26 protein-coding genes are annotated in these 26014 nt (G+C 70.3%); 12 read left to right on the top strand and 14 right to left on the bottom strand.

Annotation, left to right across the window (positions count from 1 at the left end; genetic code table 11):
- Positions 1-14: 14 nt before the first annotated feature.
- Both J2X36_RS07490 and J2X36_RS07485 read right to left on the bottom strand, forming a co-directional pair.
- Positions 15-1067 carry a lysylphosphatidylglycerol synthase domain-containing protein gene (locus tag J2X36_RS07490; protein WP_310347752.1) on the bottom strand — a complete coding sequence of 351 codons (1053 nt, stop codon included), beginning with the start codon at positions 1065-1067 and terminating at the stop codon, positions 15-17.
- Positions 1068-1181: 114 nt separating this feature from the next.
- Positions 1182-1556, bottom strand: a complete 375-nt coding sequence (locus J2X36_RS07485; protein WP_245516406.1) for a (2Fe-2S) ferredoxin domain-containing protein — start codon at positions 1554-1556, stop codon at positions 1182-1184.
- A 259-nt stretch (positions 1557-1815) separates the two neighbouring features.
- On the opposite strand from J2X36_RS07485, the gene J2X36_RS07480 reads away from it, so the two are divergent.
- Together J2X36_RS07480 and J2X36_RS07475 are read left to right on the top strand one after the other, a co-directional pair.
- Entirely contained in the window at positions 1816-3126 is a 1311-nt protein-coding gene (locus tag J2X36_RS07480; RefSeq protein ID WP_132250373.1) for a capsule biosynthesis protein, read from the top strand.
- A gap of 113 nt (positions 3127-3239) precedes the next feature.
- Positions 3240-3515, top strand: a complete 276-nt coding sequence (locus J2X36_RS07475; protein ID WP_310347748.1) for a hypothetical protein — start codon at positions 3240-3242, stop codon at positions 3513-3515.
- A gap of 36 nt (positions 3516-3551) precedes the next feature.
- Here the strand turns inward: J2X36_RS07475 and J2X36_RS07470 are convergent, their stop codons facing one another.
- The 8 genes from J2X36_RS07470 to J2X36_RS07435 form a co-directional block, all read right to left on the bottom strand.
- Positions 3552-4922: a sigma-54 dependent transcriptional regulator gene (locus J2X36_RS07470; RefSeq protein WP_310347747.1), complete on the bottom strand. Its 1371-nt coding sequence runs from the start codon at positions 4920-4922 to the stop codon at positions 3552-3554.
- Between the two features lie 54 nt (positions 4923-4976).
- Positions 4977-5312 (bottom strand): flagellar motor switch protein FliN, encoded by a 336-nt coding sequence (gene fliN / locus J2X36_RS07465; protein WP_310347745.1) that lies wholly within the window; start codon positions 5310-5312, stop codon positions 4977-4979.
- A 15-nt stretch (positions 5313-5327) separates the two neighbouring features.
- Positions 5328-5927, bottom strand: a complete 600-nt coding sequence (locus J2X36_RS07460; protein ID WP_310347740.1) for a FliH/SctL family protein — start codon at positions 5925-5927, stop codon at positions 5328-5330.
- Complete coding sequence (locus J2X36_RS07455; RefSeq protein ID WP_132250383.1) at positions 5924-6976, bottom strand: flagellar motor switch protein FliG; 1053 nt, start codon at positions 6974-6976, stop codon at positions 5924-5926. The genes J2X36_RS07460 and J2X36_RS07455 overlap by 4 nt, the downstream gene beginning before the upstream one ends.
- Positions 6977-7023: 47 nt before the next feature.
- Positions 7024-8640: a flagellar basal-body MS-ring/collar protein FliF gene (gene fliF, locus J2X36_RS07450; protein ID WP_132250385.1), complete on the bottom strand. Its 1617-nt coding sequence runs from the start codon at positions 8638-8640 to the stop codon at positions 7024-7026.
- A gap of 200 nt (positions 8641-8840) precedes the next feature.
- Positions 8841-9116 carry a DUF1153 domain-containing protein gene (locus tag J2X36_RS07445; RefSeq protein ID WP_055885701.1) on the bottom strand — a complete coding sequence of 92 codons (276 nt, stop codon included), beginning with the start codon at positions 9114-9116 and terminating at the stop codon, positions 8841-8843.
- 104 nt (positions 9117-9220) lie between these two features.
- The gene (locus J2X36_RS07440) at positions 9221-9901 is read right to left on the bottom strand and encodes a flagellar hook assembly protein FlgD (RefSeq protein ID WP_132250387.1); all 681 of its coding nucleotides are present in this window, start codon (positions 9899-9901) and stop codon (positions 9221-9223) included.
- 10 nt (positions 9902-9911) lie between these two features.
- Positions 9912-11288: a flagellar hook-length control protein FliK gene (locus J2X36_RS07435; protein WP_310347723.1), complete on the bottom strand. Its 1377-nt coding sequence runs from the start codon at positions 11286-11288 to the stop codon at positions 9912-9914.
- Positions 11289-11539: 251 nt separating this feature from the next.
- Here J2X36_RS07435 and mnmA point away from each other — a divergent pair, with 251 nt between their 5' ends.
- From mnmA to J2X36_RS07415, 4 genes are all read left to right on the top strand, one after another.
- Complete coding sequence (gene mnmA / locus J2X36_RS07430; protein WP_310347721.1) at positions 11540-12703, top strand: tRNA 2-thiouridine(34) synthase MnmA; 1164 nt, start codon at positions 11540-11542, stop codon at positions 12701-12703.
- Between the two features lie 34 nt (positions 12704-12737).
- Positions 12738-13391, top strand: coding sequence for a class I SAM-dependent methyltransferase (locus J2X36_RS07425; protein WP_132250393.1), 654 nt, complete (start codon positions 12738-12740; stop codon positions 13389-13391).
- A complete protein-coding gene (locus J2X36_RS07420; protein WP_310348337.1) occupies positions 13388-14191 on the top strand; it encodes a VTT domain-containing protein in 804 nt (267 codons plus the stop codon). Before J2X36_RS07425 ends, J2X36_RS07420 begins: the two co-directional genes overlap by 4 nt.
- 318 nt (positions 14192-14509) lie before the next feature.
- Complete coding sequence (locus J2X36_RS07415) at positions 14510-16015, top strand: HAMP domain-containing sensor histidine kinase (protein WP_132250397.1); 1506 nt, start codon at positions 14510-14512, stop codon at positions 16013-16015.
- Between the two features lie 7 nt (positions 16016-16022).
- Here the strand turns inward: J2X36_RS07415 and bioB are convergent, their stop codons facing one another.
- Together bioB and J2X36_RS07405 are read right to left on the bottom strand one after the other, a co-directional pair.
- On the bottom strand, positions 16023-17033 hold the full coding sequence (gene bioB / locus J2X36_RS07410) for a biotin synthase BioB (protein ID WP_132250399.1): 1011 nt from the start codon (positions 17031-17033) through the stop codon (positions 16023-16025).
- An 87-nt stretch (positions 17034-17120) separates the two neighbouring features.
- Positions 17121-18005, bottom strand: coding sequence for a fumarylacetoacetate hydrolase family protein (locus J2X36_RS07405; protein ID WP_132250401.1), 885 nt, complete (start codon positions 18003-18005; stop codon positions 17121-17123).
- A 396-nt stretch (positions 18006-18401) separates the two neighbouring features.
- On the opposite strand from J2X36_RS07405, the gene J2X36_RS07400 reads away from it, so the two are divergent.
- Positions 18402-19754: an OmpP1/FadL family transporter gene (locus tag J2X36_RS07400; protein WP_132250403.1), complete on the top strand. Its 1353-nt coding sequence runs from the start codon at positions 18402-18404 to the stop codon at positions 19752-19754.
- Between the two features lie 130 nt (positions 19755-19884).
- Here the strand turns inward: J2X36_RS07400 and J2X36_RS07395 are convergent, their stop codons facing one another.
- Positions 19885-21651 (bottom strand): class I poly(R)-hydroxyalkanoic acid synthase, encoded by a 1767-nt coding sequence (locus J2X36_RS07395; protein WP_310348331.1) that lies wholly within the window; start codon positions 21649-21651, stop codon positions 19885-19887.
- A gap of 177 nt (positions 21652-21828) precedes the next feature.
- Here J2X36_RS07395 and J2X36_RS07390 point away from each other — a divergent pair, with 177 nt between their 5' ends.
- The 4 genes from J2X36_RS07390 (at position 21829) to J2X36_RS07375 (ending at position 24326) form a co-directional block, all read left to right on the top strand.
- Positions 21829-22170: a hypothetical protein gene (locus J2X36_RS07390; protein ID WP_310347715.1), complete on the top strand. Its 342-nt coding sequence runs from the start codon at positions 21829-21831 to the stop codon at positions 22168-22170.
- A gap of 114 nt (positions 22171-22284) precedes the next feature.
- A complete protein-coding gene (locus J2X36_RS07385) occupies positions 22285-23502 on the top strand; it encodes an LL-diaminopimelate aminotransferase (protein ID WP_310348328.1) in 1218 nt (405 codons plus the stop codon).
- 153 nt (positions 23503-23655) lie between these two features.
- On the top strand, positions 23656-23868 hold the full coding sequence (locus J2X36_RS07380; RefSeq protein ID WP_132250407.1) for a hypothetical protein: 213 nt from the start codon (positions 23656-23658) through the stop codon (positions 23866-23868).
- A gap of 110 nt (positions 23869-23978) precedes the next feature.
- A complete protein-coding gene (locus tag J2X36_RS07375; RefSeq protein WP_132257087.1) occupies positions 23979-24326 on the top strand; it encodes a hypothetical protein in 348 nt (115 codons plus the stop codon).
- 25 nt (positions 24327-24351) lie between these two features.
- On the opposite strand, the gene J2X36_RS07370 is transcribed toward J2X36_RS07375, so the two are convergent.
- Positions 24352-24708, bottom strand: a complete 357-nt coding sequence (locus J2X36_RS07370) for a DUF3140 domain-containing protein (RefSeq protein WP_132257085.1) — start codon at positions 24706-24708, stop codon at positions 24352-24354.
- 155 nt (positions 24709-24863) lie between these two features.
- Here J2X36_RS07370 and prfB point away from each other — a divergent pair.
- A protein-coding gene (gene prfB, locus J2X36_RS07365; protein ID WP_132257083.1) for a peptide chain release factor 2 occupies positions 24864-25992 on the top strand; the annotation gives its coding sequence in 2 pieces (ribosomal slippage) (positions 24864-24932 and positions 24934-25992; 1128 coding nt in all).
- Positions 25993-26014: the final 22 nt, after the last annotated feature.

The following is a 26014-nucleotide window of genomic DNA, read 5'->3' as shown; positions in this document are numbered from 1 at the left end:
ACGCAAGACGCCGCTCACCCGGTGATCACCGCGGAACGACGCGCCTCCAGGCTCTGCCAGACGAGGAGCGAGGGCAGGCCGAGCACCACGTCGGGCACGCGCTTGGCGAGCGAGACGGCGAGCGCCGTCCCCGCATCGATGCCGAACAGGGCGCCGACCACGACGAAGCCGCTCTCCTGCACGCCGAGGCCGCTCGGGATCGGGAAGGCCGCCGACTTCACCGCCTGCGCCAGAGCCTCGATCACGAGCACTTCGGGGACGGTGACGCCCTCCACGCCGATGCAGGAGAGCACGATCCAGATCTCGGCCGCTCCGAGGCCCCAGGCGAGGAGATGCAGGACGATCCCCTGCGCGAGCGCCCCCCAGCGGCGGCGGCCCCAGACCGTGTCGAGGGCGTCCTGGACGCCCGATGCACCGCCGGCAGCCGACGGCGCGGCCTCCCGGGCGAAGCGGCGGGCGAGGCCGGCGATGTGCCGCTCGATGAAGCGGGCGGCCCCGCTGCGCTGGACCGCGAAGAACGCGCAGAGGGCGAGGGCGGCGACCGCCAAAGCGTGGAGCATCCAGGAGGCGAGGGCGGCCGCGGACGCGCCGTCGAGCCGCGTCAGGAGCAGGGCGCCCACGAGGGCGAACAGCGCCTGGGTGCCGGCCTGGATCAGGAGATCGGCGAGGATGGAAGCGGCGGCGAGAGCCCCCGTGACGCCCCAGAAGGTGAGGAGACGCCCGCCGACCACGTCGCCGCCGACCGAGGCCACGGGCAGCAGCACGTTGATGCCCTCGCGCACGAAGCGCAGCACGAGGAAGGCGGCGGTCTCCGCCGGGGCGAGCCCCGCCAGCAGCCGCGCCCAGGCCAAGCCGCACAGGAGGACGATGATCGCCCGCACCAGGACCACCGCCGCGAGCCCGAGGAGCCCGATGCGCCCGAAGGCGGCGGCCACCGCGCCGACATCGTTCGTCGCCACGAGCCAGATCGCGAGCACCAGCCCGAGGGCGGTCCCGACCAAGGGCAGGCGTCGGATCAGGGCGCGGCCGATGCCGCCGCCCGCCGGGTCGTGGGTTCCGGCGGTCATCGGCACGGCATCCGCCGCAGGCGCCGCGAGAGCGGGGCGATTCGGGCGGGTCTTCGATGAGCCGGCATGGCGGAGGCCTCGGGCCCGGCGCGGAGCCGGCTGGTTTCGTTCGCGTCAGGGAGCCGGATTCTCGCCTGCTCCCGAGCCGGCCGCTAGCGCGGCTTTGGGGCCGAATTCGGGGAGGATCGCGGCCAGCGCCTCGTCGGGCGTGGCCGCAGGATCGAGAAGCACGACCCGCCCGCGGGCGAGGCTCGCGCCGGTGGCGACGGCGAGCGCCCGTTTCGGGCAGGGGCCGAGGCAGCCGGTCTCGACGACGCGGATCTTCCGCTTCGGGTGGCTGCGCTTCAGGCCGGCCTTCAGGAGACCGCGAACCGCGCGCTTGCCGAGGCTCTGGCGCTTGGCGCATTTCGCGCAGACGGCGACGATCTCGGTCAGCTTGGTCTTCGCCGTGCGGGGCCGCGGGGCGGAAGCCGGGAGAGGGTCGCTCATGCGACCTGCCCTAGGCCGCGATCCCCGGCCGCGCAACCGCGGCGCCGGCGGCACAGGGCCGCGCCCGGGACGGACACGGTTGACCGGCGCGAGATGCCAGTCCCCGGCCCTGTGCTCGCCGTGCCAGTGCCGGCTGCCCCCGCGCGATGCCTTAAAAAGGGCCGAAAAGAACGGGACTTGGACCGCGAGCTTCGCCGGCCCGCAGGCGCGCGAGCGCCCCCCAGGAAGCCGGCGCGCCAGCGCCCAGGAACACGATCGGATGAACGTCGACGAGGTCAAGCAAGAGGAGCGGCTCCGCGGCATCATCGACGTCGCGCCGCGCTCGGTGCCGGAACTGCGCCGCGATGCCGAGACCATCGAGCCGATCCCGGATCGACGGCTTCCCGCTCTGCTGCGGCAGGCCCGGGAGAAGCTCGACTGGACGCGTGTGCCGGGCCTGCGCCCGCGGGTGCGCAGGGAGGAGAACCTTCTCCCGCTCCTCATCCGTCGCTTCTCCCTCTTCGTCCTGCTGCCGACCGCGGTCGTGGCCGTCTATCTCTTCGTGTTCGCCTCCGACCAGTACGTTGCCGAGGCGCAATTCGCCGTGCGCGGCAACGTCGAGCCGATGGGCGACGTGAACCTCGGCGAGTTCACGAGCCTCATCCAGAAGCACAACAGCCAGGACAGCTTCATCGTCCGGGACTTCATCCACAGCCAGACGATGGTCGAGCTGGCGGAGAAGGAGATCGGCGTCTCGAAGATGTTCTCCCGCAGCGAGGCGGATTTCTGGGCGCGCTTCAACCCGCCCCAGCCGATCGAGGAGTTGTCCCGCTACTGGCGCCGGCACGTCGAGGCACAGATCGAGGCGGTGTCGGGCGTGATCACGCTGACCGCCCGTGCCTTCACACCCGGAGATGCCCTCGCCATCGCGCGGGAGGTGGTGGCGAAGTCCGAGGGCCTCATCAACCAGATCTCGAAGCGCGCTCAGGCCGACATGGTCGCGCACGCCCAGCAGGATGCGACCGAAGCGCAGGAACGGCTGAAGCGGGCCCACCTCGCGATCCAGCAGTACCGGAACCGCTGGGGCATCATCGACCCGATCAAGTCCGCGGAATCGACGCTGATCACCCTGACCGGCTTGCGCAAGGACAAGTTCAAGGCCGAGAACGACCTTCAGGTCCTGCGCGGATCGAGCCTCAACGAGAACGCCCGCGGCATTCAAGTGCTCGTCGCCCACATCGCGGCGATCGACCAGCAGATGAAGCAGCTGCAGGACCAGCTCACCAGCGAGAATTCCGGCACGGGCGGCATGCCGAACATGACGCAGGCGCTCCTCGAATACGAGGGCCTGCTGATCGAGCGCACGATCGCCGAAAAGCTCAACGAATCCGCCAACACGCTCCTCGACCGGGCCCGCGTCTCGGCCGGCAAGCAGCAGATCTACCTCGCGACCTTCGTTCCGCCGGTCCTGCCGACCTACTCGCTCTATCCCCAGCGCGGCTACGGCATCCTGATCGCGTTCTTCTGCTTCCTCGTGGTCTGGAGCTCGGTCTCCCTGGTCGCCGCCGGCGTGAAGGATCAGCGGCTCTAGGGCCATCCCTCAGGGAAGGCTGGATCGCGCGAGCGCGGATCTGCTATTCGTGCGCCGATGCGGACGGGGGCGCAGCGCGACCCCGCCGCCGCCTGGAAATCCCTGACCCGAGCATGTCCGATTTCGCCGATCTCGTCGCCCGCGCGATCACGCCTGCGATGAGCCGCGCCGAGCGCGAACAGGTCTACGCCGTGGTGCGGCAGGCCGTGCTGCGCCTGCAGGAGCGCGAGGCGCTCCCGCCGGAAGATGCGCGCGTGGCGCTGCAGCGCCACCTCGTCGAGGAGACGATCCGCGACGTCGAGGGCGACATCGCGCGCTATCATTCCCTGCGCAAGTTCGACGAAGCCTCCGAGGCCCAGGCCGTCGCCCACGCCGAGGAGCGCGGCTGAGGCCGCGAAAGACCGCTCGCGGAGCGTCCCGGCTCCCTAGCCGTAGGCGGCCGCGGCGCGAGCGCTGCCCGGCTCCGCCACGTCGAGGCCCGCCCCGACATACTCGTTGAGCTTGTTGCGCAGCGTGCGGATCGAGATGCCGAGAATCTTGGCGGCGTGGGTCCGGTTGCCGAGGCAATGGTCGAGCGTGTCGAGGATGAGATCGCACTCGACCTGGGCCACGGTGCGCCCGACGAGGCCGCGTGTCGCGGCCTCGGCCGTCGCCGCTGCGCGGGCGGCGGGGCCGGCCGCCGCGCCGGCCGTGATCGCCTCGCCCTCCGGCGTCAGGATCGCTTCGGGACCGATCTCGGTGCCGGTCCCGAGGAGAACGGCGCGGTGGATCGTGTTCTCCAGCTCGCGCACGTTGCCGCGCCAGGGATTCTCGCGAACGAGCGCCTGGGCGGCGCGTCCGAGGGGGCGGGCGGGCAGGCCGTTCGCCTCCGCGTATTTCCGGGCGAAGTGCGCGGCGAGTTCCAGGATGTCGGCCGGGCGCTCGCGCAGGGCCGGCAGGCGCAGGTGCACGACGTTGAGGCGGTAGAACAGGTCCTCGCGGAACGTGCCCTTGCGGACCTCCTCGACGAGGTTGCGGTTCGAGGTGGCGAGCACCCGGATGTCGACCTTGACAGGCGCCGAGCCGCCGACGCGGTCGATCACCCGCTCCTGAAGCGCCCGGAGGAGCTTCGACTGGAGGCGCACGTCCATCTCGGAGATCTCGTCGAGCAGCAGGGTGCCGCCGTTGGCCTCCTCGAAGCGGCCGATGCGCCGGGCGACGGCCCCCGTGAAGGCGCCCTTCTCGTGGCCGAACAGTTCGGATTCGAGGAGCGCCTCGGGGATCGCCGCGCAATTGACCGACACGAACGGCTTGGCCGCCCGGTTCGAGCGGGCGTGGACGTGGCGGGCCAGGACTTCCTTGCCGGTGCCGCTCTCGCCGGTGATGAGCACGGAGGCCTCCGAGCGGGCGACCTGCTCGGCGAGCTTCACGACCCGCTCCATCGCCGGATCGCGCCAGACGAAGCTGCGCCCGTCCGCCGCCACCGCCTCCAGAACCGCCGCGATCAGCTCCGGGTCCGGGGGGAGGGGGATGTACTCCTTCGCGCCCGCCTGGATCGCCGCGACGGCCGCCCGCGCGTCGGCGGAGACGCCGCAGGCCACGACCGGCGTGCGGATGCGCTCCGCCTCCAGCGCGGTGACGAGATCGCGCACCGACAGCCCGACATCGATCATCACGAGGTCGGCGCCCTTGGCGCGCAATGCCGCGAGCCCCTGGTCGACGCCGTCGGCCTGGGTCACCGCGGCCCCCCGGCTCATGGCGATCTTCGAGGCGGTGACGAGCTCGCCGTTGAGCCGTCCGATCATCAGGAGCCGCATCGCGGGCCCTCCATTCTCTCAAGGCGGAAGTGGGGCGGCAGCGCCCCGGCAGGATCAGTGATCGCTCTTGACGATCTCGGTCATGGTGACGCCGAGGCGCTCGTCGACGAGCACCACCTCGCCGCGGGCGACGAGGCGGTTGTTCACGAAGATGTCGATCGCCTCGCCGACCTTGCGGTCGAGCTCCAGCACGGTGCCGGGGCCGAGGCGGAGCAGGTCGCCGATCGGCATCCGTGAGGAGCCGAGCACGGCCGAGACCACGACGGGCACGTCGAAGACCTGCTCGAGGTCGCCCGCGCTCTTGGCCGAGGTCGGCGCCTCGCGGATCGAGCCGCCCTCGAAGCCGTGATCGCCGTCGCTGAGCTGCGGCAGGTTGAAATCGTCGGACATCGCTCGTCTTCAGGATCAGGTGGCGGGATCGGGCGTGAGCCCGAGAGCGTCGAGACAGGCAGCCTCGATGCGGGCACGGTCGCGGACGATGCCGCCATCCGCCCATTCGAGGCGCGCGTCACCGGGCAGGAGGTCGGGCTCGCCGAGGACGACGAGGCGGCCCTCGTAGCCCCGCTCGCGGGCGAGCCCCTTCATCAGGGCCTCGGTCTCGTCGACGAGGGCGTCGTTCACCCGCACCACGAGGTGGGGCACGCCGCGCAGGTGATGGAGCGCCGCACGCACCGCCTCCCCGATTGCCGCGAGGGGCCGCGCGTCGAGGGCGTCGCCGGCGATGCGGGCGGCGAGCAGCGCCGCCACCTCGATCGCCTGCGCCTCGCGCTCGGCATCGCGGGCGTCGGCCTGCGCGAGGAGTCCGGCCGCGGCGAGACTGAGGCGGGTCAGGGCGTCGGACAGGCGCCCCTGCACCTGCGCCTCGGCCTGGGCGCGACCCGCCTGCATGCCGCTGGCATGCGCGGCGGCCGTGGCGGCGGCGATTTCCTGCGCCGCGGCGGTCGCCGCCGGGCTCGCCTGCGGGCGCCGGAAATCCGTGTCGAACAGGAAGGGCCTGGCGTTCAATAGACCAGCTCCTCCTCGGCGCTGTTCTTGGCGATCATGATCTCGCCCTTCTCCGCGAGGTCCTTGGCGAGCTCGGTCATCTTGGCCTGAGCCTCATCGACCTCCTTCAGGCGGATCGGGCCGATCGAGCCCATCTCGTCCGTCAGGTTCTTGGCGGCGCGGGTCGACATCTGGCTCATGAAGAAGCCGCGCACGCGCTCGTCGGCCCCCTTCAGCGCCCGGCAGAGGGTGTCGTTGTCGATCTTGCGCATCAGGGTCTGGACGCTGCCCGGATCGAGCTTCAGCAGGTCCTCGAAGGTGAACATCAACTCGCGGATGCGCTTGGCCGAGCCGCGATTCGCCTGGTCGAGGGCGGCGAGGAAGCGGCCCTCCGTCTGCCGGTCGAAGGCGTTGAAGACGTCGGCCATCAATTCGTGCGCGTCGCGCCGCGTCGCCTGCGAGATCGTCGAGACGAACTCGACGCGCAGCGTCTCCTCGATGTGGCGGAGCGCCTCCTTCTGCACCGTCTCCATCCGGAGCATCCGGTTGAGCACGTCGATGGCGAATTCCTCGGGCAGGATGGTCAGCACCTTGGCGGCGTAGTCCGAGCGCACCTTCGAGAGCACGACGGCGACCGTCTGCGGATATTCGTTGCGCAGGAAGGAGGCGAGAATCTCGGGGTCGATCTGGGTGAGGCTCGCCCAGACGCGCTTGCCGGAGGCGCCCTTGATCTCGGCCATGATCGCCGAGACCTGGTCGGTCGGGAAGATCTTGAGGAGGAGCGTTTCGGTCCGCTCGAAATTCGAGGTGATGCCGCCGCCCGAGGACAGGCGCGAGACGAAGTCGACGATCAGCTTCTCGACCACCTCCGCGTCGAGGGAGCCGAGCTGGACCATGGCGTGGGAGACCTTCTTGACCTCCTCCTCTTCCAGCATCTGCCAGATCGGCGCGCCCTCGGTCTCGCCGAGGAGCAGCAGCAGGGCGGCCGCGCGCTGGGGTCCGGGCATGGCGGCGAACGCCGTCCCGCCCAGTTGCTCGATCGCCCGCGAAATGTTCGGCCCCGCCGCCATCGTCCTCTACCCCGCCTCCGCTCTCTGGTCTCTCGGTGCGCCGCGTCTCAGTTCTCTTGGATCCAATTACGCAGCACCTCGACGGTCTCGGTCGGGCTCGCCCGCACCATGTCGACGACGCGCTGGACCGTCTCCGCCTGCACCTGCCCGTTGATCTTCGCGAACTCGACGAGCCGCGCCGTCGGGTTGTCGCGGGACAGGACCGGCATGTCGACGGCCATCCCCTCCGCCCCCGCGAGGGCCGGCGCGGCCAGGAGGGCGGCCGGTGCCGGCTCCGCCTCGAGCACGCGGCGCAGGAGCGGGCGCACCACCGCCATCAGGACGATCAGCGTCAGGAGCGCGAGCACGCCGAGCTCCACGATCCGCAGCACGTCCTCCTTCGTCGGCGCGAGGAGCGACTGGACGAGGGACGGCTCGGCGAACTCGGCCATGGCCGGCGCTTCGGCGAAGCGCAGGTTGACCACCTCGACCTGGTCGCCACGGCCCTTGTCGAAGCCGACCGCGGTGCGGACCAGGGCCGCGATCCGCTCGATCTCGGCGGCGGGGCGTGGCTGGTAGGCGGCCTTGCCGTCGGCGCCCGGCGCGTAGATCCCGTCGAGGGCAACCGCCACCGAGAGGCGCTTGAGGCGCCCGCCCTCCACCACCTCGGTCTTGGTGACGCGGGAAATCTCGTAATTCGTGGTTTCCTCGGTCTTGTTGGTCTGGTCCTTCTGGGCGGGCGCCTTGTCCTGCTGGTTGGCTCCGGGCAATTCGTTGCCCACGGTGACCTGCCCTTCGGCGCCGCCGGTCAGCGAGGATTCGTTGCGGGTCTGGCTCGAGCGGACGACCCGGCTCTCGGGGTCGAACGTCTCGGAGCGGCTCTCGACCCGGTTCATGTCGAGTTCGGCGCTCACCTGCACGCGGGCGCGCCCCTGCCCGACGATGCCGGCGACGATCTCCTCGATCTGCTGGCGCAGGCGCCGCTCGAGGCCCGATTGCTTCTCCTCGAAATCGGCGCCGGCGCGGGCATCGGCGCCGCGGGCGCCGTCGGCGAGGAGCCGCCCGCGCTCGTCGACGATCGAGACCCGCTCCGGCTTCAGCCCCTCGACCGCCGAGGCCGCGAGGTGGCGGATGGCCCGAACCTGCCCGGCGTCGAGATCGCCCATCAGCTTGAGGACGATCGCCGCGCTCGGCGCCTCGCGGTCGCGCTCGAACAGGCGGCGCTCCGGCAGGACGAGGTGGACGCGCGCCGCCTGCACGCGCCCGATCGCCCGGATCGAGCGGGCGAGCTCGCCTTCGAGCGCCCGGAGATGGTTCACGTTCTGGACGAAGTTCGTGGAGGAGAAGGCGTCGCCCTTGTCGAAGATCTCGTAGCCGACGCCGCCCTGCGTCGGCAGGCCCTTGCCGGCGAGATCCATCCGCAGCCGCGCGAGGTCGGCCCGTGGCGCCAGGATCGTCTGGCCGGCATCGCCCCGGGCCTCGTAGCGGATGCCGCGGGCGTCGAGATCACGGATCACCGCCCCCGAATCCTGCATCGAGAGATCGGAGAAGAGCACGCCCATGTCGGGGCGCGAGACCCGCAGGATCACGAAGGCGAAGAAGCCGACGAGGGTGAGCGTCACCGCCGCCATCGCCGCGAGCCGCGCCGGTCCCAGCTTCGTCACGAGATCGAGAACCGGCTTCACGACGCGACGCACCCACCCCAAGCCGCGCAGCCGACGGGCCGCCTCCGCTCGGCAAAAGTTGCCCGGTTCGTGGTTAGCGCCGGGTTAACATCCCGCTTCACGGAGCCCGGAACGAGCGAAGCCGCGCCCGGGGAACGGGCGCGGCTTCGGATATCTCTCCCGTGCGCCGGCCCGGGCGGAGCCGTCCGGCGGACGAAGCCTCAGTGACGGTAATGCTGGATGCGCGTGGTGCGCAGACCGGCCAGACCGTGCTGGTCGATCGAGAACTGCCAGCTCAGGAACTCCTCGGTGGTGAGGGTGTATCGCTGGCAGGCTTCCTCCAGGCTCAGGAGGCCGCCCCTCACGGCGGCGACCACCTCGGCCTTGCGACGGATGACCCAGCGGCGGGTCGTGGTCGGCGGCAGATCGGCGATCGTCAGGGGGCTGCCATCGGGCCCGATCACGTATTTCACTCTCGGGCGGTGCGGTTCGGTCATCAGATACGCTCTACACTCGACTGACCTATCGATGACCGACGCTACTTGCGTCCGCTTAAAATATGTTGAAGCGCATCCCTCGGATATGATTCGGTTTTCCCCAGCTATGTGGACAACTCGGATGATATCGACCGTACGCTCGACACGGGAACCCGCGACGCGCCGATCGTGAGGACCGGCTCGCTGCCGCTGAGATCGACGCCATCGACCCGTCCGCTCACCGCCGTATCGACGGTCACGCTCTGACCGGTCGCGTCGAACGCGTCGATCTTCAGCGTGTACTGACCCTCGGTCGCGGACAGCCCCGCCGAATTGCGCCCGTTCCAGCTGAAGGTCTGCGAGCCGGCTGTGAGGGCCTTCGTCTGGGTTCCGACGACGTTGCCCTTCGCGTCGAGGATCGTGATCGTCGCTTTCGAGACCGCGCGGGCCGGGGTCAGGTTCCAGGTCGCCGCCCCGTCCTTGAGCTGCGCGGTCTTGCCGTCCGAGGTCACGGTCTGGCCGATGAAGCTCGTGGCCGAGGCGGCGCTCGCCGCCTTCGCATTACTCAGGATGGAGTCGAGCCGGTCGTTGCCCTTGAGCTGCTGCTCGACCTGCGCGAATTGCACGAGCTGCTGCGTGAACTGGTTCGTGTCCATCGGGTCGAGCGGGTTCTGGTTCTTGAGCTGCGTGGTGAGCAGAGTCAGGAACTGCGTGAAGTTGCCCGCGATCTGCTGCGAGTCGGTCTTCGTGCCGCTCGCGCTCGACGCGGCGGCACTGGTGGTCGCGCTGCTGATGGCGGTGGCCATGGTCGTCTCCTCAGATCCGGATATCGAGGCCGCCGAGGCCCCTCAGGCTGCGCAGGGGCGCCGCGTCCAGGGCGCGGATCTCGGGATTCTCCGCGAAGGCCTGGGCGCCGCGGCGCTGCCCCTCGCGCTGCTCAGCGCCGGAGCCCGGCTGCCCGTCTCCGCGCAGCGACAGGTTGATGCCGCCCTCGCTCGGGTCGAGGCCGGCCTGGGTCAGGGCCTGCTGCAGGCCGTTCGCGTCCCGCTGAAGCATGGCGAGCGTCTCGACGCGTTCGACGACGAGATGCGTCGTCACCGTGCCGCGCTCCTTGTCGATCTCGAGCCGCACGTCGACACGCCCGAGTTCGGCCGGGTCGAGGCGGATCTCGAACTGGCTCGATCCCCCGAGGGACCGCAGGCCGATCGTCATCGGCACCTGCCCGATCGATACGGGAGGGGAGGGAGGTTGGACCGCGGCCTTCTCGGCGCCCTGTGCGGCGTGCGCGGGAGCGCCGGATGCCGCGGCCTCCCTTCCCAGGATCTTGGGATCGGCCGGCGGCGCCGGCGGCAGCGTTGCCGCGAGGTCCGCAGAGAAATCGAGCCGGTTCGCATTGGCCTCGGTCTCGGTCGCGGCCGGCACCACCTCGGCGGAAGCACCGGCACGGCGCGCGCCTTGAGCGGCAGCGTTCGCGGCGGCTCCGAGCTTGGCCTCGGATTCGAGGCCGGGCAGGTTCGGCCCATTCAGGCCGTCCGCGGTCGCGGGTCGAGGGGCTTCCAGGCCTTCCCCGGTCGGCTCCCTCGAGCCGGCACCGTCCTGGCCGGGCGCTAGACGCGTCGGGACCGGCGGCGCCTGGAGCGCGGAGAGGAGCGTGAGCAGGCCGCCCGCTGGCTGGCCCGTGTCCTCGTCGGCCGCTTCCTCATCGGCCGTCTCGGTCTCGTCCTGTGGAATCGCGATTTCGGCCAGAACCTGCGCCTCGACCACCGCCTCGCCCGGGCCAGCGGGTGGCGCCTGTGCGGCGGCGGACGCCTTCGCCGTGGTCGGCGCGATGGGAGCGTCCTGCCCTGCGCCCGCTTGCGGGACGGCAGGGCGCGGCGCGGCCTCCGCGCCCCGGCCGGCACGCGCCGGAGTTCCAATAGCGGCCGTCGGCGCGCGATCGGCGGAGGCCGCCTTGGGCCGCCCGGGCTCGAGATCCCGGCGTGTCGTAGCCTTGGGATCGCCCGCACGGTCCGCGGCACGCCCTTCGGCCGGCCGAGGCGTCTCGCGAACCGCCGGACGCTCGCGCAGGCCGAGATCGAGGCTGAAGCGCTCCCGCGCCGGCGCGCTCGTGCGCGCCTGACGCAGGTCCTGCGTCGCGCCCAGCGACGGCCGGCGCGCCGTCGCATCCATCAGATCTGCTGCCGTGAAGCCCATGCCACACTCCCTGGGCCAGGCAACAGCAAGCGGCAGGCCACTGGCCTGCCTCTACAAACCTTTGGAAAGTCGGGGTATTTTCCCGGACAACGGTCATCCCGACGGTCGCACCGGGCCGAAGCTGCCGCCCGTTGGGCACAAATTGCCGGTCCCGTCGACCTCTCGCCCGCTCCCTGGAACTTGCCGGCGACAGTCACTATAGATCCCCGCAGGCAGCGCGCGGGTCGTGCGCGCCGACGAAACTTGGCCCGATGAACTCGCTCGACCTTCCGAAGCCCCCACACGAGACGCGCGTCGTCGTCGCCATGTCGGGCGGCGTCGATTCCTCCGTCGTCGCGGGCCTTCTCAAGCAGCAGGGCTACGACGTCGTCGGCATCACGCTGCAGCTCTACGATCACGGTGCCGCGACCCACCGCAAGGGCGCCTGCTGCGCCGGCCAGGACATCCACGACGCCCGTCGGGTGGCCGAGCGGCTCGGGATCCCGCACTACGTCCTCGATTACGAGGACCGTTTCCGCGACGCCGTCATCGATCGCTTCGCCGAGAGCTATCTCGCGGGCGAGACGCCGATCCCCTGCGTCGAGTGCAACCGCTCGATCAAGTTCCGGGACCTGCTCGCCACCGCCCGCGACCTCGATGCCGACGCGCTCGCCACCGGGCATTACGTGGCGAGCCGGCCCCTGGCGCCGGGATCGAGCCGGCGCGCCCTTTACCGCGCCCTCGATCCGGCTCGCGACCAGAGCTACTTCCTCTACGCGACGACGCCCGAGCAGCTCGACTTCCTGCGCTTTCCCCTTGGCGAGTTGCCGAAGGACGAGACGCGCCGCCTCGCGCGCGAGCTCGGGCTCGCGGTCGCCGAGAAGCCCGACAGCCAGGATATCTGCTTCGTGCCGCAGGGACGCTACGCCGACGTGATCGCGCGGCTGCGCCCGGATGCGGCGCGCCCCGGCGAGATCGTCGATGCGGGCGGACGCGTGCTCGGCCGGCACGAGGGCATCATCCACTACACGGTCGGCCAGCGCCGGGGACTGCGTCTCGCGGTCGGCGAGCCGCTCTACGTGATCCGCCTGGAGCCGGAGACCGCGCGTGTCGTGGTCGGCCCCCGCGCCGCGCTGGCGACGAGCCGCATCCGTCTCGACGCGGTGAACTGGCTCGGCGAGGGGCCGCTGGCGAACCTGGCCGACGAGCCGGTCGCCGTCCGCGTCCGCTCCACCCGCGAACCGCGGCCGGCCACGCTCCACCACGATCCCGCGTCCGGCATCACGGAGGTGATCCTCGTGACGCCGGAGGACGGGGTCTCTCCGGGGCAGGCCTGCGCGATCTACGCCGACGATGGACCGCGCGCCCGCGTCCTCGGCGGCGGCACCATCCGGCGCATCGACGCGTTGCAGGCAGGCGCCGCCCGAGCGGCCTGACGATCCGATCCCCAGAACAGGAAGCCGAGAGCACATGCTGAGCGAGCCGCAGGCGGCCGGGCCGAGCACCGCCCTGATGCGCAAGGCCTACGCCCGCTGGGCGCCGGTCTACGACGTCGTCTACGACAAGCTCACGGAGCCCGCCGCCCGCGCCGCCGTCGAGGCTGCCGTCTCCCACGGGCCGCGCATCCTGGAGGCCGGCGTCGGCACGGGCCTGTCGCTCGGCTACTACCCCGCCGGCAGCTTCGTCTGCGGCGTCGATCTCTCCGAGGACATGCTGAGGCGCGCCCGCCGCAAGGTGCAGCGCCGGGGCCTCTCCCAGGTGCGCGGCCTTCAGGTGATGGACGTCTGCCGCCTCGGCTACGCCGACGCGTCCTTCGACGCCGTGGTGGCGCAATTCCTGATCACGCTGGTGCCGGACCCGGAGGCGGCCCTTTCCGAGTTCCTGCGCGTGGTGCGGCCGGGTGGCGGCATCGTGCTCGCGAATCATTTCGGGCAGACGGAAGGGCCTGTCGCCCGCGTCGAGGAGATCGTGGCACCCCTCTGCACCAAAATCGGCTGGTCGTCGGACTTCAAGTCGACCCGGATCGAGGCCTGGGCGCGGCGCAACGGCGTCGAGTTCATCGGCGTCGCGCCGACCTTCCCGGGCGGGTTCTTCAAGATCCTGCGGATGCGCAAGGCCGGCTGAGGGCGGTGGGGCCGCAGCCCTCATCGGGGCGGGCACGCCGAGGCGCGGTCCTCCGCTGGCTGCCGCTGGCGATTCTCGTGTTCGCCTCGCTCGCCGTTCTGGTCTCGGGCGCCTACCATCTCCTCAGCCTCGACCGACTGCTCGCCTCGCGCGCCTGGCTGCAGGGCTTCGTCGAGGCGGACCGGTCCCGCGCGATTGTCGTGGCCGGTCTCGTCTACGTCTGCGCGGTCGTGCTCTCGGTGCCCGCCTCGCTCGTCCTCACCATCATCTGCGGGTTCCTGTTCGGCATCGTCACCGGCGCGCTTCTCGCCGTCGCATCGGCGACGACGGGCGCGGCGATCGTGTTCTCGATCGGGCGCGGCCCGGCGGCGGACCTGCTGCGGCGGACGGCCGGGCCTCGGCTCAGCCGCCTCGCCGAGGGATTCCGGCGCGACGCCTTCGGCTACATTGCGTTCCTGCGCCTGCTGCCGATCTTCCCGTTCTGGATGACGAACCTCGCGCCGGCCGCCTGCGGCGTGCGGCTGCGGACCTTCGTCCTCGCCACGATGTTCGGCCTGCTGCCCGGCGCCTTCGTCTACGCCGCGACGGGGGCGGCGATCGAGGACGTGGTCGCCGCCCACGAGAGCGCGAAGGCCGCCTGCCGCGCCGCCGGAACCCTCGCCTGCGACGAGGCCCTGGCCATCTCGGCCCTCGTCACCCCGAAGATGGTGGCCGGGCTCGGCGGCCTTGCAGTCTTCGCCCTCGTCAGCGTGGTGCTGCGCCGCCGTTTCCGGCCCGACGACGCGCCGCGGACGATGTGATACCGTTGCAGGACGGTATTGGGCTCGGATCGCCCGACTAATCACAACCCTGAGGGATGGTCTAATCGTACCATCAACCTCCGGTTATACCAGTAGAGGGCGCTCTGATCGTGTTCGGCCCTGGTCCTGCCAAGCTGGCCTCTCGACGCCGCGCTTGAGGACGCGTACGAAGGTCGGGGTTGATCTGTCATTTGTTTGCGGTCGAGCGCGACTCGATTTCGCGCGGGCCACGACGGACGGCGCGCATCTCAGGCAGTCCCGGGGCGCCTCGGCCAAGAGGCGCCGACAAGAGCAGGATCAGGATCCACAGGGATCGGGATGGGCGTGAGTACGAGTTCGGAGACCGAGACGGCGCCGATCCTCGGCTCGGGCGCCGAGGTCGCGCCGGCCGCGCCGCGCGGGCTCGGGCGGCATTTCGGTCTGTCCGGCCGCCTGTTCCTGATCACCGTCGCCTTCGTCGCTGCGGCCGAGATCCTGATCTACGTGCCGGCGGTCGCGAATTACCGCCTGGGCTGGCTCTCGGACCGGATCGCGGCCGCGCAGGTGGCTGCCACGGTGCTCGATGCGTCTCCGGGGCAGCCGGTCTCGGAGGATCTCGCCCGGCGCCTGCTCGGGGGGGTCGGCGCCCGCGCCATCGTGGTGAGCGGCGGCGGCACCCGGCGCCTGCTCTCCAACGCCGCGATGCCCGAGGCCGTCGTCGAGACGGTCGACCTGCGCGAGGATTCCTGGTGGGAATCGATCCACGGGTCCTGGCGCACGCTGATCGCGCCCGGCGAGGAGCCGCTGCGCGTGGTGGGGCAGGGCCGCGACGGCTTCGACGTGGTCGAGATCCTGATCGACGAGGCGCCGCTGCGCGCCGCGATCGTCGATTTCTCGATCCGCCTCCTCCTGTCCTCGCTGATCATCGCGGCCGCGGCGGCGGGCCTCGTCTTCATCGTGCTGCAGCGGGTGATCGTCGCGCCCGTGCGCCGGCTCGCCCACAACATCACCGCCTTCGCCGACGATCCGGAAAGCCTGGAACGCGTGATCGCGCCCTCGCGGCGCACCGACGAGATCGGCCATGCCGAGACGGCGCTGGCGAAGATGGAACAGGCGCTCGCGGGGGAATTGCGCGAGAAGCGCCGGCTTGCCGAACTCGGCCTCGCGGTGAGCAAGATCAACCACGAACTGCGCAATCTCCTCACCACGGCGCAACTCCTCGTCGACCGCCTGGAGGGCGCCGCCGATCCGACCGTCCAACGGGTAGCGCCCCGCCTCGTGGCGACCCTCGGCCGGGCGATCCGCTTCTGCGAGGCGACGCTCGCCTACGGCCGGGCGACGGAGCGTCATCCGCAGCGCCGCCTCGTCCTGCTCGGACCGATCCTGGCGGAGCTGCCGGAGCTTGCCGGCCTCTCCACGGATTCGCGCGTCTCGGTGCGCGAGCAGGTTCAGCCCGGCCTTCAGATCTGCGCCGACCCGGAACAGCTCTCGCGCGCACTCACCAACCTCGTCCGCAACGCGGTCCAGGCGCTCGATGCCGCCGGAGCGGGCCGCGAGGCGCCGGAAGTGCGGGTGACGGCCTCGCGCCATGGCGGCGTCGGCTCAGGGTTCGTGACGATCCTCGTGGCGGATAACGGGCCGGGCCTGCCCGAGCGGGCCAAGGCTCACCTGTTCGCGCCCTTCCAGGGCTCGATGCGCGCCGGCGGCACCGGCCTCGGCCTCGCCATCGCCGCCGAGCTCGTCCAGCTCAACGGGGGGACCCTGCGCCTCGAGGACGGTGTGCCCGGCGCGAGCTTCCGCATCACGGTGCCCGATTGGATCCCCGGCCCGACGGAGGCCGCTTAAGGCCCGCTCACTCGGCCGCGGCGAGGGTGATCCCGGGCACGGGCACGCCGATGTCGCGCAGGAGTTCGGCATCGGAATCCGTCTCGTTGTTCGCGGTCGTCAAGAGGCGCTCGCCGTAGAAGATCGAGTTGGCACCGGCGAGGAAGCACAGGATCTGCGCCTCCCGGGTGAGCCCGCGGCGGCCGGCGCTCAGGCGCACCCGGGCGCGGGGCATCACGATGCGGGCGGTGGCGCACATGCGCACGAGGTCGAGCGGATCGACCGGCGCCTGCCCCTCCAGGGGCGTGCCCTCGACGGCGACGAGGGCGTTGATCGGCACGCTCTCCGGATGGGGCGCATGGTTGGCCAGGACCTGCAGCATGGCGGCGCGGTCCTTCACGCCCTCGCCCATGCCGACGATGCCCCCGCAGCAGACGCCAATGCCGGCCTCGCGCACGTTCTCCAGAGTCCGCAGGCGGTCCTCGTAGGTCCGCGTCGAGATGATGTCGCCGTAGAAGTCCGGCCCGGTATCGAGGTTGTGGTTGTAGGAGGTCAGCCCCGCCTCGGCGAGGCGCTGCGCCTGGCTCGGCGTCAGCATGCCCAGCGTCACGCAAGCCTCCATGCCGAGGCCGCGCACGCCCCGCACCATGGCGAGCACGGCATCGAATTCCGGCCCGTCCTTCGGCTGGCGCCACGCGGCACCCATGCAGAAGCGGTGGGCGCCGGCAGCCTTGGCGGCGGCCGCCTCCTTCAGCACGGCGTCCACCGGCATCAGCCGCTCGCGCGCCAGCCCAGCGCCCTTGTGGTGGGCCGATTGCGGACAATAGGCGCAATCCTCGGGGCAGCCACCCGTCTTGATCGAGAGCAGGCTCGCCCGCTGGATGTCGGCCGGGTCGTTGTGGGTCCGGTGCACCTCGGCCGCCCGGAACACGAGATCGAGCAGCGGCAGGTCATGGATCGCCTGGATCTCGGCGACCGTCCAGTCGTGCCGGATCGCGGGGTTCGGGGAAGCGGGCAGGGGGGCCGGAGACAGCGTCATGGCCCCATCGAGCGGAACTCGGCCGGAAAATCAAGCCGCCTCTGGCCGCATCCCTCACCGCACGGGCACGCGCCGCGCCAACTCCCTTCAGTTCGTCGGTTCGCCCGCCGCGACCTTGGCCGTCCAGTCGTCGAAGGCGACGACTTCCTGGCGCTGCTCGCCGAGACCGTCGATGCCGAGCGTCACCACGTCACCGCTCTGGAGGTAGCGGGGCGGCTTGCGCCCGAGCCCGACGCCGGGCGGCGTGCCCGTGGTGATGACGTCGCCGGGCTCCAGCATCATGAAATGCGAGAGGTAGGCGACGATCTGCGGCACGTCGAAGATCATCGTCCCCGTCGAGCCCGTCTGCATCCGCTCGCCGTTCACGTCGAGCCAGAGATTCAGGTTCTTGAGGTCCGGCACCTCGTCGAGGGTAACGAGCCAGGGGCCGAGGGGCCCGAAGGTCGGGCACCCCTTGCCCTTGGTCCAGGTGCCGCCGCGATCGAACTGGTACTCGCGCTCCGAGAGATCGTTGCAGACGCAGATCCCGGCCACGTAGTTCAGCGCCTCGTTGGCGTGGACGTAGGAGGCCCGCGTCCCGATCACGATGGCGAGCTCCACCTCCCAGTCGGTCTTCGCGGAGCCCTTCGGCAGGATCACGGGGTCGTTCGGTCCGGACAGGCAGGACGGCGCCTTGTTGAAGACGATGGGCTCGGCTGGGATCGGCGCCCCGGTTTCCTCCGCATGGTCCGCGTAGTTGAGGCCGATCGCGATGAAGTTGCGGGTGCCACCGACACAGGGGCCGAGCCGCGTCTCCGGGGGCAGCAGCGGCAGCGTCTCCGGGTCGATCAGGCGCAGCCGGTCGAGCGCTGCGGGCGCCAGGGCCGCCCCGCACAGGTCGCGGAGCACGCCCGAGAGGTCGCGAAGCTCCCCGTCCCGGTCGATCAGGCCAGGCTTCTCGTCACCGATCTCACCATGACGCACCAGCTTCATCGCACACGCCCTCCGAACCCGATCGTGACTCCTGGCGGAGCCAAGTGGTTCCCGCAGCGGGCCGGTCAAGCGAGGTCTGTGGGGGCCAGGTTTCGGGATGTTGCGCAAACCACACATGCCCTGCACAAAAACGCAGAACCCGGCGTTTCAGCGACCGCGACCTGCATAATCATGCAGAAGGTTTAGATGTGAACGAATCTCGCCATTGCGCGAATCCTCACTATCGATTAGCAATTTTTTCGCACTGTCCGTGTATTCGTATAGTATAGTTGCGTTCGTAACCGCACACAACGCGGGATTGCGAAGTCTCACCGCGCAGGGCAATCTTCGTTTTAAGGCGTCGTGCCCGTTCTGGGGACGGGACAATCGAGCGCCGCAAACAAGGCTGGGACGACCATGATGGGGAATCTGCGCGCGCTCGCGCTGGCTGGTGTATCGGGGGCGGTGCTCGCCCTCGGAGCGGGAGACGCGATGGCGGGTGCCTTCGGCATCCGGGAACAGAGCACGATCGCGGCGGGCCTGGCGGATGCCGGTGCCGCCTCCGGCGCCGGCGGCGTCTCGTCGATGTTCTGGAACCCCGCCACGGTGACGATGCGGCCGGGCTGGGTCAGCGAGCAGAACTTCACCTTCATCAACCTGTCGGGCGACATCCGCACGCAGCCGGGCACGACGCCGGGCTTCGCGGCGCTCGGCGATTCGGGCGACATCGGGCAGGGCGCGGTCGTGCCCTCCGGTGCGACCTCCTACCAGCTGAACGACCGGCTCTGGGTCGGCCTGCAGACCGGCGCGCCGTTCGGCCTCGTCACCAAGCCGAATCCGGTCTGGGCCGGAGAGGTCTATGCCCGGTCGAGCCGCATCTTCTCGCTGAACATCAACCCGGTGATCGGTTACAAGGTCAACGAGTGGCTGTCGGTCGCCGCCGGCCCGACCTTCGAATACTTCAAGCTCAACTTGAAGTCGGCATTTCCGTTCAGCCCGCTGATTCCGCCCGCCAACCTGCCGACCGCCATCCTGAAGGGCGAGTCCTGGGGCGTCGGCTTCACGGCAGGCGTGCTCGTCACGCCCTGGGCCGGCACGCAGGTCGGCGTCGGCTACCGCTCCTCGGTCAATCACGGCATCGAGGGCCTGCTGCTCCTGCCGCCGATCAACCCGCTCATCGCGCCGAGAACCGCCGTCAAGGCGATCCTCGACACCCCCGACAAGGTCAGCTTCGGCATCACGCAGGCGCTGAGCCCGGTCGCGCGTGTGAATTTCGGCTTCGAGTGGGACAATTGGTCGAGGCTCGGCGTGGTCCCCGTGCGCTCGCTCGTCACGGGCGCGGCCGTTCAGGCCCTGCCGCTGAACTACAAGGACGGCTTCACCTACTCGGTCGGCGCCGAGTACGACTGGTCGCCGGCCCTGACCCTGCGCGCCGGCGTGTCCTACGAGGAATCCCCCATCGATTTCTCGAACCGCTCGGCCCGTCTGCCCGACGCCGACCGCGTGAACGTGGCCATCGGCGCGAGCTATCGCTGGAGCGAGAAGCTGACGCTCAACGCGGCCTACTCGCACCTGTTCGTCGATCGCGGCCGCCTGCTCGCTGGACCGGGCCGGGACTACGACAGCCGCTACATCGCCGCGCCCGCGATCCCGATCACCTTCGCGGGTGTCGCCGACGGCAGCGCCGACATCGTGTCGGTGGGCTTCCGCTACGTCTTCGGCGAGCCGGCCGCGCCAATCGCGGCCACGCCCCTGGTGCGCAAGTACTGAGAACGCCGGGATCGACGTGCACCACGCATCGCCTCGCCTGAACGGGCGAGGCGATGCGGCTTAGAGAGCGCCCTGCGGCACCGGCAATGTCCGCCGAGGCTCGCCCGGCAAGGCAGAGTTCTGCCGTCCGTCACGCCTTCATGCGGACGTAGGTGCCGGGCGCCGGCCCGAGTGAGGGGAGGGCGCCGCTGCCGGGCTTGCGGGCCGGCACGCGTTCGGGCGCCTGCTTCTCCAGCCACGCGAACCAGTAGGGCCACCAGGACCCCTTGGTCTCGGTCGCCGCCTCGATCCAGTCCTCCAGGCGCCCCTTGGCGGGGCCACCGGTCCAGAAGCCGTATTTCGGCTTCGCAGGCGGATTCACGACGCCCGCAATATGGCCGGAGCCCGCCAGCACGTAATCGACCTTGCCGCCGAACCGGGCCGAGCCCTCGAAGACCGAGCGGGCGGGCGCGATGTGGTCCTCGCGGGTCGCGAGGTTGAAGACCGGCACCTTCACCTTCTTCAAGTCGAGGCGCACGTTGCCGAGCACCATCTTCCCCTTGGAGAGGTTGTTCTCGAGGTAGCAGTTGCGCAGGTAGAAGGAGTGGTTGGCCGCCGGCATCCGGGTGGCGTCGGCGTTCCAGTAGAGAAGGTCGAAGGCCATCGGCGCCTTGCCCTTCACGTAATTGTTGACGACGTAGGACCAGATCAGGTCGTTCGGCCTCAACATGTTGAAGGCGTTGGCCATGCGCGAGCCGTCGAGATAGCCGCGCTGCTTCATGTGCGCCTCGATGCCCTGGATCTGCGGCTCGTCGGCGAACACTTTCAGGTCGCCCGCATGCGTGAAGTCGACCTGGGTGGTCAGGAGCGTCGCGCTCTTGATGCGCCGGTTGCCGGTCGCCGCCTGCATGGCGAGCGTCACGGCGAGCAGCGTGCCGCCGACGCAGTACCCCGCCGCGGCGACCTCGGTCTCGCCGGTGGCCGCACCGATCGCGTCGATCGCCGCCTCGATGCCCTCCCGCATGTAGCTCTCGAAATCCTTGTCGGCGTGGCGCTCGTCCGGGTTCACCCAGGAGATGCAGAACACCGTCAGGCCCTGCGAGACCATCCAGTTGATCAGGCTCTTCTGAGGGTTCAGATCGAGGATGTAGAACTTGTTGATCCAGGGCGGGACGATCAGGAACGGGCGCTTGAGCACCGTCTCGGTCTGCGGTGCGTACTGGATCAACTCCATCAGGTCGTTGCGGAACACGACCTCGCCCGGGGTGACGGCGACGTTGACGCCGACCTCGAAGCCCGACGGGTCGGTCTGGCGCACCCGCAATTCGCCCTTGCCCGCCTCGATATCCTCCGCGAGCATCTTCAGCCCGCGCACGAGATTGGCGCCGTTCTCCTCCAGGGTGTGCCGGATCAGCTCCGGGTTCGTCATCACGAAATTCGAGGGCGAGAGCGCCCCGGTAATCTGCCGCAGGTAGAACTGCGCCTTGTGGCGGGTGTGTTCGTCGATCCCCTCCGCCCGCTCGACGAGGCCCTCCGCCCAGCGCGACGTGATCAGGTAGCTCTGCTTGAGGAAGTCGAAGACCGGGTTCGTGGACCATTCTGCGTGGGCGAAGCGGTTGTCCTTCGGCTCGGGCACGGCGACGGGCGGCGGGTTCTCGCCCTGCATCCGAAACCACGTCGAGCCCCAAAGATTGACGAAGGCCTCGCTCAGCGCCGTCTGCGCCTCCAGCGTCTTCTGCGGGTCCGAGAGCCACTTCTCGGCCACCGTGCCGAGCGTCTTGACGACGTCGCCGACCTCGTCGGACCCGCCCGCCTTCGCGCCATCGCCGTCGAGAGGCTTGAAATAGGTGGCGGCGGTCCGGCCGAACTCCTCGACGAACAGGCTCGCATTGCGCGACAGAGCCTCGAAATCGGGCATCTGCGCCGGCGTCTTGTGCTCCGTCACGCGCTTGTCTCTCCCTGTCGCCGCGGGGTTCCGGGTCCCGCGACACGCTCGCCCGCCGCGACTGTTCCGGGGGCCTCGTTTCCGACAAATTAACGCTTCACCTCAAAGTTTCGCCAGCCCGCCGGATCTGTTTACCGCTACAGAAAGCCCATGGACTCAGCCCGACACGTCCTGCGCGCCCTCGCCGTCGCCGGGACGGCGCTGACGGCGGCCTGCTCGGCCGACACGAGCCCGCTGCGTCTGGCGGGATCCGAGCCCAAGCCAGTGACAACGCCCGACTTCGTCGCCCAGTCCCGCACGGGTGGGGATTACCTGCCCGTGGGCGTCTCGGCGCCGAGGCGGCCGGCGCGGGCGAAATCGGCCGAGAGCCAGAAGGCCCTGGAGGCCGAGCTCGAAGGCGCCCGCAACCGCAACGAGGCCCGCGGGCGCGCCGCGGAGGGCGCCGCCAAAGGTGCGGGCAAGGGGGCGAGCCAGGGGGCCGGCCCCGAGTGATATTTTTCGGGTCGGCGGACGCACCCCGAGGTGCTAGACAGGCCGATCCCGCTGTTCGATGACGCTGCACGCGCGAATCACACGGGACCCGCGCCGATGGACAACGCGAAGATCATGACCGACTTCCACCGCATCAAGAGACTGCCGCCCTACGTCTTCGAGCAGGTGAACCGGATCAAGGCCGCCGCGCGCGCCAACGGCGCCGACATCGTCGATCTCGGCATGGGCAATCCCGACCTGGATGCCCCGCGCCACGTCATCGCCAAGCTCGTCGAGACCGCCGGACGCCCGCGGACCGACCGCTACTCCGCCTCGAAGGGAATCGCCGGCCTCCGGAGGGCGCAGGCGGCCTATTACCAGCGCCGGTTCGGCGTGAGCCTCAACCCCGACACGCAGGTCGTGGCGACGCTCGGCTCGAAGGAGGGCTTCGCCAACATGGCGCAGGCCATCACGGCGCCGGGCGACGTGGTGCTGGTGCCGAACCCGAGCTACCCGATCCACGCCTTCGGCTTCCTGATGGCGGGCGGCGTGATCCGCTCCGTGCCGGCCGAGCCGACGCCGGCCTTCTTCCCGGCCGTCGAGAAGGCGATGCAGCACTCGATCCCGAAGCCGGTGGCCCTCGTCGTCTGCTACCCGTCGAACCCGACGGCCTACGTCGCCTCCCTCGATTTCTACCGGGACCTGGTCGCCTTCGCGAAGCGGCACGAGATCATCATCCTGTCGGACCTCGCCTACGCGGAGGTCTATTTCGACGGCGAGCCGCCGCCCTCGGTCCTGCAGGTGCCCGGCGCGATCGACTGCACGGTCGAGTTCACCTCCCTCTCGAAGACCTACTCGATGGCGGGCTGGCGGATGGGCTTCGCGGTGGGCAACGAGCGACTGCTCGCCGCACTGACGCGCGTGAAATCCTACCTCGATTACGGCGCCTTCACGCCGATCCAGGTGGCGGCGACGGCCGCGATCAACGGCCCGGATTCCTGCATCGCGGAGATGCGCGCGATCTACAAGAAGCGGCGCGACGTGATGATCGAGTCCTTCGCCAAGGCCGGCTGGAAGGTCCCTGCGCCCTCGGCCTCGATGTTCGCCTGGGTGCCGATCCCCGACCGGTTCAAGGAACTCGGCAGCCTCGAATTCTCGAAGCTCCTCGTCGAGAAGGCCGATACGGCGGTGGCGCCGGGGATCGGCTTCGGCGAGCACGGGGACGAGTACGTCCGCATCGCCCTCGTGGAGAACGAGCAGCGCATCCGTCAGGCCGCGCGCAACATCCGGCGCTTCCTGGAGACCTCGGACCGCACGCTCCACAACGTGTTGCCGATGGCCAAGGCCGTCTGAGCGGATCGGGCATCGGAACGCCGCTCGATCATGTTGCGGCGGGGCGACAGGCGGCGGCAAAGCGGGGCCGTACGGTCATCGGCGCTTGTCAGGCGCCGGTCCCGTCCGCAAGGCTCGGAGCGATTGTTTCGCCACCTGCGTCCCGAGGGTTGCATGCGCCGCCTGAACCTGCTCGCCGCCCTCCTGCTCACGGGCGCCGCCGGCGCCTGCGCGCCCAACCCGATCATCGCCCGCGACCCGGTTCCCGCGCCGGGACCCGAGGTCGGCTACGTCTGCGACTCGCGGGCCCTCGTCCTCAACGCGTTCCAGACCCAGTGCGACCCCGTCGCCCGGGAGCCGCAGGTGGTCCTCCGCTCGAAAGGCTGAGGCGCCGGGACCGAGCCGCCGGGGCGTTCGCCGCGCCGGACGGAGCGGCCGGAAAGCCCATCTTACCGGCCATCAAGCGGGACGACCGGCCCCGTGCACGGAGACCACGCGTGACGATCATCCGCCCCCTCTTCGCCGCCTGCCTTCTCGGCCTGCCGCTCGCCGCCCCTCTCGGTGCCGCCGCGCAGGGCGTGCCGACCTACTACATGGGCGAGCCAGGCCCGACGGTGCTGGAGGTCGATCCCCTGACCGGCCGACCCACGGCGCCGCCGTGGCGGCAGGATCTGCTGGCGGTGCCGGCCCTGCCCGTGCCCCACGTGATGAACGGCGGCGGCTTCGGGATCACCGGAACCGCCTATTACAACGACAGCGACACGGAGGGGCGCCTCGGCGGGCGCCGCCAGCGGCGCGCCTTCGTGCTGGTGCCGGCTCCGGTCCCGCCGCTCGTCGCGCGCTGAGGCGCGGGCGCCCGATCCGGGCCCGTCAGGATTTGTTCGGATCGTGGCCCCAGTTCATCAGGGACATCCGCCAGGCGGAATCCGGATCCTGACGTGACTTGCCGCCCTGCGCGAGGTGGCGGTGGACGTAGGAGACGACCTTGCGCATATGGGCGTAATCGTCGTCGGTCAGGTCGGCCCGCTTCCTGTCCTTGATCTCGAGGATGCGCCGCCCCTCCCTGTGGCCGGTGGACTCAGCCCCGTCCGTCTTCTGTCCGACCGCCTGGCTCGCCTCGCTGTCGAGGTGCTTGCGGAGCGCGGCCGGCGTCATGTTCACGGCCTCGTTGAAGGCCTCCCAGGTCTTGGCCCGGTCCTCGGCCTCCTCGCTGCTCGCCTTCGCCATCCCGCCAAACTCCCTGCGGCTTCCATCGTGCCTACCAACGCGCGGGCGCGGCTCGGTTCCGGGGACGGGGCGTCGCAGGGCGGGCGCCGTTTACAGGCCGGCGCGGGGCCGGTATCAGGCCCCTCCACAATCCGCACCATTGAGTGAACCCCTAGATGCGCGCCGAGATCGAGCAAGCCTCGGATGCCGCCAAGCAGTCGATCGGACTGCTGAGGAGGCATCTTTGACTGGGATACCGTCGAGAAACGCCTCGCGGAGCTGAACGCGGCTTCCGAGGACCCGGAACTCTGGAACGATGCCGAGGCCGCGCAGAAGGTGATGCGCGACCGGACCCAGCTCGACGAGGCGGTCTCCGCCATCAAGCGGCTGGAGCAGGACCTCGAGGACGCCCAGACCCTGATCGAGCTCGGTGAGGCCGAGAACGACCAGGCCACGATCGAGGAGGGGGAGCGCGGGGTCCGCGCCGTCGAGGCCGAGGCGGCGCGTCGCCAGATCGAGAGCCTGCTCTCCGGCGAGGCGGACGGCTTCGACACCTATCTCGAGGTTCACTCGGGCGCCGGCGGCACAGAGAGCCAGGACTGGGCCAACATGCTCCAGCGCATGTACGCCCGCTGGGCCGAGCGCCGGAAGTACAAGGTCGAGATCGTCGAGTGGTCCGATGGCGAGGAGGCCGGCATCAAGGGCGCCACGCTCCTCATCAAGGGGCACAACGCCTACGGCTGGCTCAAGACCGAGTCCGGGGTGCACCGCCTGGTGCGGATCTCGCCCTACGATTCGAGCGCGCGGCGCCACACCAGCTTCGCGAGCGTCTGGGTCTATCCGGTCATCGACGACCGGATCGAGATCGAGATCAAGGAATCGGATTGCCGGATCGACACCTATCGCTCGTCCGGCGCCGGCGGCCAGCACGTCAACACGACCGACTCGGCGGTGCGCATCACGCACAACCCGACCGGCATCGTGGTGGCCTGTCAGCAGGAGCGCTCTCAGCACAAGAACCGGGCGACCGCCTGGAACATGCTGCGCGCCCGCCTCTACGAGGCCGAGCTGAAGAAGCGCGAGGAGAAAGCGAACGCCGAGGCCGCCGCGAAGACGGATATCGGCTGGGGTCACCAGATCCGGAGCTACGTGCTGCAGCCCTATCAGCTCGTGAAGGACCTGCGCACGGGGACACAATCGACGAGCCCGGACGACGTGCTCGACGGAGACATCGACCCGTTCATGGAGGCTTCGCTCGCCCAGCGCCTCTACGGCGGCGCCGACGCGGTCGAGGACATCGACTGAGGAACGCGGCGCCTGGGCCCCG

This window comes from Methylobacterium sp. BE186 (assembly GCF_031457035.1).
GTDB classification, from domain to species: domain Bacteria; phylum Pseudomonadota; class Alphaproteobacteria; order Rhizobiales; family Beijerinckiaceae; genus Methylobacterium; species Methylobacterium segetis.
The sequence above is the reverse complement of the archived record's forward strand: the minus strand, read 5'-3'. Positions and strand labels throughout refer to the sequence as shown.